The sequence below is a fragment of the Frigoribacterium sp. AC512 genome (genome assembly GCF_979258295.1).
The window spans coordinates 3,289,994-3,303,288 of sequence record NZ_OZ409850.1 but is presented as its reverse complement, the minus strand read 5'-3'; the positions used below and the strand labels follow the sequence as shown (position 1 = coordinate 3,303,288).

The 13,295-nt window shown below is 72.4% G+C and carries 11 protein-coding genes; 4 read left to right on the top strand and 7 right to left on the bottom strand.

What is annotated here, in order from left to right; genetic code table 11:
- Positions 1–75: 75 nt before the first annotated feature.
- The gene (locus ACZZ97_RS15270; protein ID WP_463473700.1) at positions 76–1,497 is read left to right on the top strand and encodes a tyrosine-protein kinase domain-containing protein; all 1,422 of its coding nucleotides are present in this window, start codon (positions 76–78) and stop codon (positions 1,495–1,497) included.
- A gap of 101 nt (positions 1,498–1,598) precedes the next feature.
- Here the strand turns inward: ACZZ97_RS15270 and ACZZ97_RS15265 are convergent, their stop codons facing one another.
- Positions 1,599–3,017: a right-handed parallel beta-helix repeat-containing protein gene (locus ACZZ97_RS15265; RefSeq protein WP_463473699.1), complete on the bottom strand. Its 1,419-nt coding sequence runs from the start codon at positions 3,015–3,017 to the stop codon at positions 1,599–1,601.
- A 92-nt stretch (positions 3,018–3,109) separates the two neighbouring features.
- On the opposite strand from ACZZ97_RS15265, the gene ACZZ97_RS15260 reads away from it, so the two are divergent.
- A complete protein-coding gene (locus tag ACZZ97_RS15260; RefSeq protein WP_314103413.1) occupies positions 3,110–3,601 on the top strand; it encodes a pilus assembly protein CpaE in 492 nt (163 codons plus the stop codon).
- On the opposite strand, the gene ACZZ97_RS15255 is transcribed toward ACZZ97_RS15260, so the two are convergent.
- From ACZZ97_RS15255 to dnaK, 5 genes are all read right to left on the bottom strand, one after another.
- The gene (locus ACZZ97_RS15255) at positions 3,579–4,727 is read right to left on the bottom strand and encodes a class I SAM-dependent methyltransferase (protein ID WP_463473698.1); all 1,149 of its coding nucleotides are present in this window, start codon (positions 4,725–4,727) and stop codon (positions 3,579–3,581) included. The genes ACZZ97_RS15260 and ACZZ97_RS15255 overlap by 23 nt on opposite strands.
- Before the next feature lie 111 nt (positions 4,728–4,838).
- A complete protein-coding gene (locus ACZZ97_RS15250) occupies positions 4,839–5,249 on the bottom strand; it encodes a heat shock protein transcriptional repressor HspR (protein WP_463473697.1) in 411 nt (136 codons plus the stop codon).
- A 5-nt stretch (positions 5,250–5,254) separates the two neighbouring features.
- Positions 5,255–6,271: a DnaJ C-terminal domain-containing protein gene (locus tag ACZZ97_RS15245; RefSeq protein WP_463473696.1), complete on the bottom strand. Its 1,017-nt coding sequence runs from the start codon at positions 6,269–6,271 to the stop codon at positions 5,255–5,257.
- A 121-nt stretch (positions 6,272–6,392) separates the two neighbouring features.
- Entirely contained in the window at positions 6,393–7,109 is a 717-nt protein-coding gene (locus ACZZ97_RS15240) for a nucleotide exchange factor GrpE (RefSeq protein WP_463473695.1), read from the bottom strand.
- Positions 7,110–7,121: 12 nt separating this feature from the next.
- Positions 7,122–9,002, bottom strand: coding sequence for a molecular chaperone DnaK (gene dnaK, locus ACZZ97_RS15235; protein ID WP_192043057.1), 1,881 nt, complete (start codon positions 9,000–9,002; stop codon positions 7,122–7,124).
- Between the two features lie 279 nt (positions 9,003–9,281).
- On the opposite strand from dnaK, the gene ACZZ97_RS15230 reads away from it, so the two are divergent.
- Positions 9,282–10,664, top strand: a complete 1,383-nt coding sequence (locus ACZZ97_RS15230) for an MFS transporter (protein ID WP_314104005.1) — start codon at positions 9,282–9,284, stop codon at positions 10,662–10,664.
- A 43-nt stretch (positions 10,665–10,707) separates the two neighbouring features.
- Positions 10,708–11,991, top strand: coding sequence for a GNAT family N-acetyltransferase (locus ACZZ97_RS15225; RefSeq protein ID WP_463473694.1), 1,284 nt, complete (start codon positions 10,708–10,710; stop codon positions 11,989–11,991).
- A gap of 90 nt (positions 11,992–12,081) precedes the next feature.
- Here ACZZ97_RS15225 and ACZZ97_RS15220 read toward each other — a convergent pair whose 3' ends face one another.
- On the bottom strand, positions 12,082–13,266 hold the full coding sequence (locus ACZZ97_RS15220) for a glycoside hydrolase family 1 protein (RefSeq protein ID WP_463473693.1): 1,185 nt from the start codon (positions 13,264–13,266) through the stop codon (positions 12,082–12,084).
- Between the last annotated feature and the right edge of the window lie 29 nt (positions 13,267–13,295).

The following is a 13,295-nucleotide window of genomic DNA, read 5'->3' as shown; positions in this document are numbered from 1 at the left end:
GCCGTCGGCTCCCACCCGATCCGAGCTGCGCCGATCCCTCGGCCTGCTGCCTCCCCTCACCCGAAAGGCCCTGCCATGCCCGCCATCGACATCGCGCGCGCGATCGTCGCCCGCTGGTTCGTCGTCGTCCTGGGCGTCGTGCTGGGCGTCGGCGCCGCCGCGGCCCTGACCGCCACCATCACCCCGACCTACGCGAGCACGACCGAGGTGTTCGTCGCCGTCCGCAGCCAGTCCGAGTCGTCGGCGACCGAGATCGCCACCGGGTCGAACGCCGCGCAGCAGAAGCTCACCACCTACAAGGACCTGGTGACCACGCCCAGGGTGCTGGCCCCGGTGATCGAGGAGCTCGACCTGGACACCACGCCGGTCCGTCTCGCCGACCAGGTGGCTGCCTCCGCGACGACGTCGAGCGTCATCTTGACCATCACCGCGACGGCCACCGACAGGGCCACGGCAGCCGCGATCGCCGACGCCGTGACCGACAGCCTCGTCACCGTGGTCACGACGCAGCTCGAGCCCGAGGTCTCGCCCGGCGTGCCGTCGGTGACCCTCGAGCTCGTCACCCCCGCCGTCGAGGCGGCCTCCGCGAGCAGCCCCCACACTCGGGCGAACCTGGCACTCGGCGCTGCGTCGGGCGCATTCGCGGCCGCCGCTGCCGTCCTGCTCCTCAAAGCCCTCGACACCAAGGTGCGCGGACGAGACGACCTTCCCCAGGGCATCGAGCTCCCCGTGGTGGGTGAGATCGCGTTCGACGCGCAGATGCCCCGTCGACCCCTCATCGTGCGAGACGACGGGACGAGCCCCCACGCAGAGTCGTTCCGCACGCTGCGGACGAACATCCAGTACCTCGACACCGACCACGTGGCCGGCGCCCTCACCATCGGCGTCACGTCGTCCACCGCATCCGAGGGCAAGACGACGACGACGGCCAACCTCGCGATCGCCCTGGCCGACTCCGGCCTGCGAGTCGTCGTGGTCGACGCCGACCTCCGCCGCCCGGCCCTGGCGACGGTCCTCGGCCTCGAGGGCGCGGTCGGGCTGTCGGACCTGCTCATCGGCAAGGTCGAGCTCGACGACGTGGCGCAGCCCTGGGGCCGCGACGAGCTGACGGTGGTCCCGTCCGGCTTCATCCCGCCCAACCCGAGCGAGCTGCTCTCGTCGAAGGCCATGGAGACGCTGCTCTCGACGCTCGGCGACACGTACGACGTGATCGTGATCGACACCCCGCCGCTGCTCTCCGTGACGGACGCCGCCCTGATCGCTCGGCTCGTCGACACGATGCTCCTGGTGGTCGCCACCGGTCGCACCCGTCGCGAAGACGTGCGGCGGGCGGTCGACCGCCTCACGGCCGTCGGCACCCGGCCTCGGGGCGCCATCTTGACGATGACCCGCCATCGCCGCGGCACGGATCCGTACTACCGGTACGTGCCGAACGAACAGCGCCCCGCGGCCCCGGCACTCCGCCGGCTCTCGTTCCTGCCCGCGCGGTCGACCTGACGGTCGGCGACGAGAGCGCAGCCCCCGCCAGCGCTCCCCTCACCCACGGCACGACGACGGCGACGTCGGCACCGTGAGCGCGAGGGGAGCGGTCGCTGACGTCAGGCCCCGTCGCCGTACCTGTTGACGACGGACTTCGAGCCCCACACGGCCAGGTCGGTCTGCGACCAGTCGTTCCCCAACAGGTCGAGCTCGTTGCCCGCCAGGCCGACGGCGACGCCCCTGACCGGTCTCGCCGGCGCGTCGCCGCCCGCCTCGAAGCGCGTCGACGAGATGGTCCCCGTGTTCGCGCCGCTGCGCACGGTGACGACCGCCATCGCGCCTCCTGGAGACGCCGGTCGCAGCACCGTCGCCGAGTTCCGCAGCAGCATGACGGCGTCGTTCGAGTGGTACAGCACGAGGGCGCTGCCCACGCAGGACTCGAACGCGTTGCCGCTGACGATGACGTCACGCGTCAGATAGAGCACGATCCCCCCTTCGCTGCCCCCGCCGTGCCCCCGCACCACGTTGTCGACCACGACCCCCGTGGCCCGCTCGGCAGCTGAGCCGACGGTGTCGCCGGCACCCTTCACGACGATGCCGGCACCCGGCACGTCGAGGCCGACCCGTTCGACCGTGTTGCCCGAGACCACCACGTCGAGAGGTGCCCAGAGGGTCGAGCCGCGGTCGACCTCGTGCTTGCAGGGCACCATGGCGATGCCGACCCGGCAGTCGCGGACCGTGTTGCCGGTGACCACGATGCCCTCGCCGGCGTGGGTGTCGATGCCCTCCCACGAGGCGACGCCCGACACGGTGTTCGAGTCGATGAGGATCATCGACGATCGCGGGGCCTGCGCGAGGGGCACGGTGTCGTCCCGCGACACGATGACGCCGTAGCTGTTCACGTAGGGCGACGGCTGGTTGACGCCGTCGATCGTGCAGTCGCGGACGACCCCGTACGAGCACGAGAGCATCATCACCCCCGCGTAGGCGACGTCGCCGATGGCGCAGCCCGCGATGGTGAACGACCGGCAGAAGGAGGCGAAGATCCCGTCGTGCGTGAAGCCGGTGATGGTGGCGCCCTCGACACGGAGACCGTCGATGGGCGCCTCGACCGTGCCGGCCGCGTCGATGCCGCGCCCCAGACCCGTGCGGCTGCCCGAGGTGCCGGCGAGCACGACGTCTCGCAGGGTCACCCCGCCGGCGCGCACCTCGATCGCCGCCACGTCGGCGGTCATCGTGAGACGGCCGGCTCCGGAGAACACGATCGTGACGGGCCGGTCGACGACCAGCGGGGCCGCCCGGCTCCACGGACGCGTGACGGTGAGCGTGCCGCCCTCGGGCACGGCGGCCAGCGCCTCGTCGAGCGTCGCCGCGCCCGCGTCGTCGTGACGCGTCACCGCACAGTCCGCGGCGTCCGCCCAGGCCGCGCTCGGTGCTCCCCTCGTCGTCACCGCGGCCGCGGCCGCCCCTGCGCCGCCGATCAGGAGCGCTCGCCGCCCCACCGTGCCGGGACCGTGCCCTGCTGCTTCGTTCCTCATGCCGCCTCCTCTAGCGCTTGTATGCACTGATGGTATATGCCTCATGTGACGGCCTGCGGGTCGTGACGGCGCGTCGGGCGCAAGATGGACGCATGATCGACGTCGACCTCGCCCGCCGCCTCGCCGACAGCGGGCTGCGGTGGCGCCCCGCCACGGGAGACCGCTTCGTGATCGACACCGTCGGCTTCGCCGAGGACGTCTTCACGCTGAGCGAGATGACCATCGAGGCGCACGAGCACCCCACCGGCACCGTGCTCGGCTTCAACGGCACCACCGAGTGGGCGCTGGACTCGGTGGCGGCCGACGACTCGCTGTGGCTGCCTCGGGAAGACCAGCTGCGCCTCCTGCTGTCGCGTGCGTTCCGGTCGTTGACGCGTGTCGGCACCGGGGACAGCGAGGTGAGGGTCGTCATCGACGGCGACGAGCGGGTGTTCACCGCCGCAGACGCCGAGGACGCCTACGCCCAGGCCCTGCTCGCGTACATCGCGGCGTCGGTGGCCCTGGACGACCCGGACGTCGCGAGCGACCTCGACGGGGCGGGCGGGCCGGACGTCGCCGACGTCAGCGACGCGTCGACGCCGTGACCGTGAACTTCGGCGTGCGCAGCACCTGCCGGGTGGGCCCGACCGACGCCTCGAGCGCAGGTCGGTACGCGAGGTGCGAGTTGTAGACGGTCCAGAGCTCGCCCCCGGGACGCAGCAGCCGCGCGGCCGCGTCGAACAGCCGCGGTGCGAGCCCGGTGTTCACGGCCGCCCCGACGTGGAACGGCGGGTTGAGCAGCACCAGGTCGGCCGACCCCTCGGCCAGGGCGTCGCCCGCGTCGGCGCGGACCACGCGCACGCGGTCGCCGACGCCGTTGGCCCTCGCCGTCGCGCCCGCCGACGCCACCGCCGCGGCCGACTGGTCGGTGGCGACGACCTGCACGCCCGGCCGGGCGAGGGCGACGGAGGCGGCGAGCACCCCGGTGCCGCAGCCCAGGTCGACCACGTCGCGGGCCTCGGGCAGCGCGTCGGCGAGCACCCCGAGCAGCGCCCGGGTGCCGATGTCGACCGAGGTGCCCGCGAAGGCACGGCCGTGCGCGGCGACGGTGAGGCCGAGGTCGAGGTGCCGCTGCTCGCGGGGCCAGCCCGCGCCTCCTGCGCCCGCCTCGCCTGATGCGCCTCCCGGGCCTGGCAACGGCCGCGACGCGACCAGCACCCGCGACTTCTGCCGGGCGAGCGACGCGTGCACGTCGCCGAAGTGGCGGCGCAGCACGTCGTTCATGGCGAGGGTCATGTGCTTGACGCGCCCGCCGGCGAAGAGGACGACCCCCGGAGGCGCGGAGCGGGCCGCGAGCCCGGCCACCTCGTCGAGCGCGTCGAGCTCGCGAGGCAGCTGGAGCAGCACCACGCGAGCGCCCTCGACGAGCGACGCGTCGAGCGGGTGCTGCTGCCACGTCGGCGCGACCCCGAGCCGGGAGGCGTTCGCGGCCAGCGCACGTTCGCCCTGCAACGCGTCCTGGTGCACGCGCAGCCCGGTCGCCCCGCGGGCCGCCGCCCCGAGGGTGAGGGCGCCGTGGCGGTCGCCGATGACGGCGACCTCCGTCGGGGACGCGACCAACGCCTCCTGCGCCTCGTCCAGCAGGAGGCGGTCGGTCGCGTCCCACGCGACGAGGTCGTGGGCCTCGACGTCGGGCCAGCGGCGGAGCGCGGCGAAGTCGAGGTCAGGCACGACGACAGCCTAGGGCGGACGACGCCGACGCCCGGGCGTCGGCGAACGACGGGGACGGCGTCGCCCCGGACGAGACGGTCGGGACCTGCGAGGGAGTCGAGACCCGGCTGGTCAGTGCTGCTGGGGACGCCAGACGACGACCGACGTCTGGCGCTGCGGGCGCGACCCGTGCCGCAGGGGCACGACTCCGCTCTCGCCGGCGGCGAAGACCCGGGCACCTGGCCGGTTGACCAGCTCGTCGGCCAGCGCCCGCTCGAGTTCGCGCACCCGCGACTGCAGCGACGTGACCTGGTTCTCGAGCTCGAGGATGCGCTTGATGCCCTCGAGCGAGACGCCCTCGCCGCCCAGCCGGCCGATCTCGCGGAGCTGGACGACGTCGCGCATCGAGTAGCGGCGCGACTTGCCCGCCGTCCGCTGCGGCACGACGAGGCCGAGACGGTCGTACTGCCTGAGCGTCTGGGCGTGCATGCCCGCGAGCTCGGCGGCGGTCGCGATGGCGAAGAGCGGCGAGTTCTCGTCCATGGTCGTCACGCCTGCGCGCGGGCCCTGACGATGAGGTCGTCGCGGGGGTTCTCGGCCGGGAGGGCCGCGGCCAGGGCCTCGACCGCCTCCTTCGCCTTGTCGCTGAGGTGCGACGGCACGGCCACCTGGACGGTGGCGAGCAGGTCGCCGGTGCCCGACTTGGTGACGACGCCGCGGCCCTTGACGCGCAGCACCCGACCGGAGGGGGTGCCGGGTGCGACGCGCAGCCGCACGGGGTCGCCGCCGAGCGTCGGGACCTCGATGGTCGCGCCCAGCGCGGCCTCGGCGAACGTGACCGGCACGTCGAGGCGCAGGTTCTGGCCGTCGAGCTCGAACACCGGGTGCTTGCGCACGGCGATGGTGAGGACCATGTCGCCGCCCTCGCCGCCGTCGGGGCTGGGCTCGCCCTTGCCGCGCAGCCGGATCTTCTGGCCGTCGTGCACGCCCGCGGGGATGCGGACCTTCATCGGCCGGCCGTTGGCGCCCTGCAGCGAGATCGTCTCGCCGACGACGGCCGTCTGGAAGTCGAGCGTCGTCGTGGCCGTCATGTCGCGGCCCTTCTGCGGACCGCCGAAGCCGCGGTAGCCGCCGCTCGTCTGGCCGAAGCCGCCGCCTCCGCCGCCGAACATGCCGCCGAAGATGTCGTCGAAGCCGCCGCCGCCCTGCTGGCGGTACTGCGGGCGACCGCCGCCGGGCTGCCCGCCGCCGAACATGCCGCCGAAGACGTCCTCGAAGCCGCCCCCGCCGCCGCCGGGGCCGCCGCTGCCCGCGGTGAAGCGCGCGCCGGAGCCCATGGCCCGGATCTGGTCGTACTCACGGCGCTGCTCGGGGTCGGAGAGCACCGAGTTGGCCTCGCTCACCTCTTTGAACTTCGCCTCCGCGGCTGCGTCGCCGGGGTTGGAGTCGGGGTGGTACTTGCGGGCGAGCTTGCGGTAGACCTTCTTGAGCTCTGCCGCCGTGACGTCCTTGGAGACACCGAGAACGGCGTAGAAGTCCTTGTCGAACCAGTCCTGGCTGGCCATCCGGCACCTCCTCTCTTGTCTCTGTGCCGTCGCTCACGAGCGACAGGCCGGGGAATGTGGGAGGCGGCGGGCCCCTTCTCGAGGAGCCCACCGCCCGTCGCGACTCGCGTCGCGGATGCCGCTACTGCGGCGTGTGCACCGCGACCTTCGCGGCCCGGATGACCCGGTCGCCGATCTTGTAGCCCGGCTCGATCACGTCGGCCACGGTGTTGACCGTGACGTCGGCGCTCGGCAGCTGGACCAGGGCGTCGTGCATGGTGGGGTCGAAGACCTCGCCCTTCTCGCCGACCTGCACGAGCCCGAACTTGTCGAGCCCGCCGCGGATCTTCTGCGCCACGATCACCATCGGGCCCTCGGCCAGGTCGCCGTGCTTCTCGGCGAGGGCGAGGTCGTCCAGCGCGGGGAGGAGCGAGCGCACGACCTCGGCGACCACGGCCTCGCGGTTCGCCTCGCGGTCGCGCTCGACGCGCCGCCGGAAGTTCACCAGCTCGGCCTGCGCCCGGAGCATGTCCTGGCGCATGTCCGCGACGAGGTCGCGGCTGGCGGCGTCGAGGATGGCCTCGTCGTCGGCGCTGAGCGGCTCTGTGCCCTCGGCCTCGCCCTCGGCCGCCATCTCGGCGGCCGCCTCGGCGGCACCCGCCGGCGCCTCGGCGCCCGCGGGCACCTCGACGTCGGGGGCCTCGGCCTCGATCAGCTCGTCGGGGTCGGTGACCGCGGCGGTGCCGCCGTCCTCGGAGGGGGCGGCCGGCTCGGGACGCACCTCGCCCGTCTCGGGGTCGATGCGGCGCTTGTCGTTCACCACCGGCTCGTCAGGCGTGTTGCCGTTCTCGTCTGCCATGGGGAGACCGTCCTACTTCTTGTCGTTGTCGTCGTCGTCCACGACCTCGGCGTCGACGATGTCCTCGTCGTCGCCCTGGGCCTGGCCGTCGGCGGGGGCACCGTCGGCACCGGCCGCGCCCGCGGCGCCGGCCTGCTCGCCCTGGCTCTGCGAGTAGATCGCCTGGCCGAGCTTCGACTGGCTCTCGTTGAGCTTGTCGAAGGCGGGCTTGATCGCGGAGTCGTCGTCGCCGGCGAGCGCGGTCTTGAGGGCGTCGACGTCGGCCTGGACCTCGGACTTGACGTCGTCGGGCAGCTTGTCGTCGTTCTCCTTGATCAGCTTCTCGATCGAGTAGACGAGCTGCTCGGCGTTGTTGCGGGTCTCGTTGGCCTCGCGACGTGCCTTGTCCTCTGCAGCGTTCTCCTCGGCCTCGCGGACCATGCGCTCGATGTCGTCCTTCGAGAGCGACGAGCCGCCCGAGATGACCATCGACTGCTCCTTGCCGGTGCCCTTGTCCTTCGCGGACACGTGCACGATGCCGTTGGCGTCGATGTCGAAGGTGACCTCGACCTGCGGGACGCCGCGGGGGGCCGGCGCGATGCCGGTCAGCTCGAAGGTGCCGAGGTTCTTGTTGTCGCGGGTGAACTCGCGCTCGCCCTGGAAGACCTGGATGGCGACGGACGGCTGGTTGTCGTCGGCCGTCGTGAAGGTCTCGCTGCGCTTGGTCGGGATGGCCGTGTTGCGCTCGATGAGCTTGGTCATCGCGCCGCCCTTGGTCTCGATGCCGAGGCTCAGGGGGGTGACGTCGATCAGCAGGACGTCCTTGCGCTCGCCCTTCAGCACGCCGGCCTGCAGCGCGGCGCCGACGGCGACGACCTCGTCCGGGTTGACGCCCTTGTTGGGCTCCTGGCCGCCGGTCAGCGACTTGACGACCTCCGTCACGGCGGGCATGCGGGTCGAGCCGCCGACGAGCACGACGTGCGCGATGTCGGAGACCTTGACGCCCGCCTCCTTGATGACGTCGTTGAAGGGCTTCTTGGTGCGGTCGAGCAGGTCGCTCGTCCACTGCTCGAACTGCGAGCGCGAGATGGTCTCGTCGAGGTTGAGCGGGCCGTCGGCCGTCAGCGTCAGGTAGGGCAGCTGGATGGAGGTGGAGGTGCTCGACGAGAGCTCCTTCTTGGCCTGCTCGGCCGCCTCCTTCAGGCGCTGCTTCGCGATCTTGTCGGTCGACAGGTCGACGCCGTGGGCGTCCTTGAACTTCTTGATGAGGTGCTCGACGATGCGGTTGTCCCAGTCGTCGCCGCCGAGGCGGTTGTCGCCCGAGGTGCTGCGGACCTGGATCGTCGAGAAGTCGTCGTCCTTGCCCACCTCGAGGAGGGACACGTCGAACGTGCCGCCGCCGAGGTCGAAGACGAGGATGAGCTCGTCCTCCTTGCCCTTGTCGAGGCCGTAGGCGAGGGCGGCCGCGGTGGGCTCGTTGATGATGCGGAGCACGTTGAGGCCCGCGATCTCGCCGGCCTCCTTCGTGGCCTGGCGCTCGGAGTCGTTGAAGTACGCGGGCACGGTGACGACGGCGTCGGTCACGTCCTCGCCGAGGTACTGCTCGGCGTCGCGCTTCAGCTTGCCGAGGATGCGCGCGCTGATCTCTTGCGGGGTGTACTTCTTGTCGTCGATCTCGACCTTCCAGTCGGTGCCGACGTGGCGCTTGACGCTCGCGATGGTGCGGTCGACGTTGGTGACGGCCTGGCGCTTGGCGGTCTCGCCGACCAGCACCTCGCCGTCCTTCGTGAAGGCGACGACCGAGGGGGTCGTGCGGAGGCCCTCGGCGTTCGCAATGACGGTGGGCTCGCCGCCCTCGAGGACGCTGACGACCGAGTTGGTGGTTCCGAGGTCGATTCCTACTGCACGTGCCATGGGTGGCGCTCCTTCGTTCTGGTGCGGTGCTGTCTGGGGGTGCCCGGCTGGCCGGGCGAGTGTGCCCGGCGGACCGGGAAGACTGCCGCGGACCTTGAGTCCGCTGGCATCAACTTTACTCACGGTGTCGGCCGAGTCAAGCTGTGAACCTGAAAGTTGAGCCAGAACGACTCAAGGAGGCGCGGTGTGGGCCAGCGGGACCGGGCCGTGCCCGCGAGCGTGCCCCCAGAGGGAGGCAGCGCCTCCTCCGCGACACCGGCGCCGACTAGGTTGACCCCCATGACCGCAGCGCAGACGCTCGCCGACGCCACCCCGATCCCCCGCCGCCGGGTCGTCTCGTGGGCGCTGTGGGACTGGGGCTCGGCCGCGTTCAACGCCGTCGTCACCTCGTTCGTGTTCAGCACCTACCTCGCGAGCGGCGCCTTCGTCGACCCGGCGATCGTCGCGGCGGCGGGCGACGACACCCGCAACCCCGCTCTCGTGCTCGCCAAGGCCGAGAACGCGACCGTCATCTCGACGGCGCTGACGATCGCCGGCGTGCTGATCGCCCTGCTCGCGCCCGTGCTCGGCCAGCGCAGCGACGGCTCCGGGCGCCGCAAGCTCTGGCTCGCGATCAACACGGGCCTCGTCGTGCTGGCGATGCTCGCCATGGTGTTCGTGGCGCCCGCCCCCGGCTACCTCGTCTTCGGCGCCGCGCTGCTCGCCGTCGGCAACCTCTTCTTCGAGTTCGCGAGCGTCAGCTACAACGCGATGCTCGTGCAGGTCTCGACGCCGAAGACCATCGGCAAGGTGTCCGGCTTCGGCTGGGGGCTCGGCTATGTCGGCGGCATCGTTCTGCTCTTGCTGCTGCTCGTCGCTTTCTTGCAGAGCTTCGGCGAGGAGGGGAGGGGCGGCCTCTTCAGCGTCGCCACCGGCACCGAGGGCGGCGCGTGGGACGTCCGCCTGTCGATCGTCGTCGCGGCCGTGTGGTTCGCCGTCTTCGCGGTGCCGGTGCTGCTCAGCGTGCCCGAGCTGCCCGCCGCGGCGGGACGGCCTCGGGTCGGGATCGTGGGGTCGTACCGCCTCCTCGGCTCGACCATCGCGAAGCTCTGGCGCACCAACCGGCAGGTGCTGCTCTTCTTGCTCGCGAGCGCGGTGTTCCGCGACGGACTCGCGGCCGTCTTCACGTTCGGCGCGATCATCGCCGCCCAGGTGTTCGGCTTCACGCCCAGCATGGTGATCTACTTCGCGGTCGGTGCGAACCTCGTCGCCGGCATCGGCACCTTCGTCGGCGGCTGGCTCGACGACAAGGTCGGCGCGAAGACGATCATCGTCGGAGCCCTCGCCGGGCTCGTCGTCGCGGCCTTCGCGGTGCTCGCGATCGGCACGGCCACGAACCTGTTCTGGGTGTTCGGGCTCGCGCTCGCCCTCTTCGTCGGGCCGATCCAGTCGGCCAGCCGGTCGTTCCTGGCGCGGGTGACGCCTCCCGGACGCGAGGGCGAGATCTTCGGCCTCTACGCGACCACGGGGCGCGCGGTGAGCTTCCTGGCGCCGGGGCTCTTCACGCTGTTCGTCGGGCTGACGGGCGACACCCGGTTCGGGATCGTCGGCATCGCGCTGGTGCTGCTCGCCGGACTCGTGCTCATGCTGCCGGTCAAGACGGTGCAGCGCGCGATCGACTGACCCGGCACTGCACGGCGCGGGGCCAGGGCCCTAGCCTGGTCGGGTGACCTCCTTCGACGACGCCTACGAGCTCCGCACCTTCCCCGCCGCGATCGACGACGACGCGACCGCCGCCTGGTTCGCCGCGTGCCGTCTGGGGTTCCACGAGAGCATCGACACCCCGGAGGGCGTGGCCGGAGACGCCCGACGCACCGTCGCCGACGCCCGCGTGCTGACGGGCGCCTACCCCCGCGAGCCGCGGCCCGGCACCCTCGACGACGAGCAGTGGCCCGTCGCGACCTTCGAGTCGTTCGAGCGCACGCTGCACGTCGGAGGCGGCACGCTACTGCCCGCGCACCTCATCTCGGGAGTGACGGTGCAGCCCACCCACCGCCGCCGAGGCATCCTGCGCCGCATGATGACCGACGACCTCGCCCGCGCCGCCGAGGCGGGCCTCGCCGTCGCGGCGCTCACCGCCAGCGAGGCGAGCATCTACCGCCGGTTCGGCTTCGGCACGGCGACCCGCGAGCGCACCGTGACGATCGACCGACGTCGCCCCGTCCGGCTGCTCGGGCCGACCACGGGCACCGTCGAGCTCGTGCCGACCGCCCGCCTCGAGCCCGTCGCGCGAGAGGTGTTCGCGCGGTTCCACGCCCGCACGCCCGGCTCGATCGACCGGCCCGTCGGCAGCTGGGACCGGCGGCTCGGGCTCGCGACGGGCGAGGACCAGAAGCCCGACCGCAGCCTGCGGGGAGCCGTGCACCGCGCCTCCTCGGGTCGGGTCGACGGGTACGTCGTCTACCGCGTGACCGAGAAGCCGACCGAGACCGTGCTCGAGGTCACCGACCTCGTGACGGCGACCGACGAGGCGTACCTCGCGCTGTGGGAGCTGCTGCTCGCGATCGACCTCGTCACGTCGATCACGTGGGCGGCCGCACCGCTCGACGACCCCCTCGTCCACGCGCTGGAGGACGCGCGTGCCCTCAGCACGACGCACGAACAGGACCACGTCTGGCTGCGCCTGCTCGACGTGCCCGCCGCCTTCTCCGCACGGCCGTGGGCCGCCGACGGCGTCGTGACCGTCGCCGTCTCGGACGACCTCGGCCACGCCGCGGGCACCTGGCGGCTGACGAGCGCAGGAGGCGCGGGCACGGTCGAGCGCGCCGCCGTGCGTCGCGCGGACCTCGAGGTCGACGTCGCGACCCTCGGCAGCCTGTGGCTCGGCGGCGTCGACCCGGTGACGCTCGCGGCCGCGGGTCTCGTGCGGGAGCGCCGGGCCGGTGCCGTGCAGACGCTGCGCGCGATGCTCCGGCCCGAGCGGCCGCTGTACGGCGTCACGTCGTTCTGAGCTCCGCGGCCGGCCGACCGTCGCAGCGGCGCGACCGTCGCAGCGGCGCGACCGTCGCAGCGGCGCGACCGTCGCTGCGGCGCGGCCGCCCTACGACGCGGCGGGCAGGCCGTTCGCCCGCGCCACCTCGCCGTACCAGCGGGCGCTGGGCTTCGGCGTGCGCTCGAACGTGTCGCGGTCCCAGCCGATGAGCCCGAAGGTGGGACGGAAGCCGCTGGCCCACTCGTAGTTGTCGAGGGCGCTCCAGTGCTGGTAGCCGAGCACGTCGATGCCCTCCTCGATCGTGGCGTGGATGCCCTCGAGCGCGCCCTGCGTGTAGGCGATGCGACGGCTGTCGTCGGCGGTCGCGATGCCGTTCTCGGTGACCATCACGGGCACGTGGCCGCTGAGCTCCCAGGCGCTCCGGATGCCCTCGGCGGCCGCGGCCGGCCAGAACTCCCAGCCGGTCAGGGTCGTCTCGAGGCCCTCGGCGACGGGTCGCGGACCCTCGGGCCCGACGAAGGTCTGCGTGTAGGCCTGCACGCCGACGAAGTCGTCGCCCGCCGCCATCTCGCTGTACCAGTCGTCGCGGACGTAGCCGTACTCGCGCGTCATCTCGGCGGCGCCCGGCTCGTCGACGGCCTTGAAGGCCTGGGTGGCGACGGTCCAGCCCGACTTGAGCCCGTCGACCTGCGAGAGCACCTCGCGGCTGCGCCGGTGCGAGGCGAGCAGCGCGTCGGCGACCAGCAGGTCGGGGTTCGGCAGGCCGTACGCGACGAGGTTCGAGGCGTCTTCTCCCCCGGCCAGCATCGCGGCGATGTTCGGCTCGTTGATCGTGCAGACGTACCGGACGCCCTCGCTGACGACGGGCAGCGCGAGCTCGGTGTACCGCGCGAAGAGGTCGGCGGCGTCGGGCGCGCGCCAGAAGCCGTCGCGCTCGAACCAGCGCGGCACGGTGAAGTGCATCAGCGTCACGATCGGCTCGACGCCGAACTCGTGGCAGGTCTCGACCATGCGGCGGTAGTGCGCGATCTCGGCCGTCGAGACGACGCCTCGCTCGGGCTCGATGCGCGCCCACTCGATGCTGAAGCGGTAGCTGTTGAGGCCGAGCTCGGCGAGGATCCGGATGTCGTCGCGGAACCGGTGGTAGCTGTCGGCGGCGTCGCCGCTCGGCTCGACGATCGTCGTGCCGGGGGCGTGCTCGTGCACCCACCAGTTCGAGTTCACGTTGTTGCCCTCGATCTGGTGCGCGGCGGTCGCGGCGCCCCAGAGGAAGCCGTCGGGGAAGGTCAGCATCGGGTGTCCGTTCTGGTGGTGCGAGGTCG

Bases quoted from the DNA above. Each gene is read 5' to 3' on its own strand.
- ACZZ97_RS15250 (WP_463473697.1), bottom strand. From the start codon at position 5,249: ATGGACGAGAACTCGCCGCTCTTCGCCATCGCGACCGCCGCCGAGCTC.
- ACZZ97_RS15245 (WP_463473696.1), bottom strand. From the start codon at position 6,271: ATGGCCAGCCAGGACTGGTTCGACAAGGACTTCTACGCCGTTCTCGGT.
- ACZZ97_RS15240 (WP_463473695.1), bottom strand. From the start codon at position 7,109: ATGGCAGACGAGAACGGCAACACGCCTGACGAGCCGGTGGTGAACGAC.
- dnaK (WP_192043057.1), bottom strand. From the start codon at position 9,002: ATGGCACGTGCAGTAGGAATCGACCTCGGAACCACCAACTCGGTCGTC.
- ACZZ97_RS15260 (WP_314103413.1), top strand. From the start codon at position 3,110: ATGATCGACGTCGACCTCGCCCGCCGCCTCGCCGACAGCGGGCTGCGG.
- ACZZ97_RS15230 (WP_314104005.1), top strand. From the start codon at position 9,282: ATGACCGCAGCGCAGACGCTCGCCGACGCCACCCCGATCCCCCGCCGC.
- ACZZ97_RS15270 (WP_463473700.1), top strand. From the start codon at position 76: ATGCCCGCCATCGACATCGCGCGCGCGATCGTCGCCCGCTGGTTCGTC.
- ACZZ97_RS15220 (WP_463473693.1), bottom strand. From the start codon at position 13,266: ATGCTGACCTTCCCCGACGGCTTCCTCTGGGGCGCCGCGACCGCCGCG.
- ACZZ97_RS15265 (WP_463473699.1), bottom strand. From the start codon at position 3,017: ATGAGGAACGAAGCAGCAGGGCACGGTCCCGGCACGGTGGGGCGGCGA.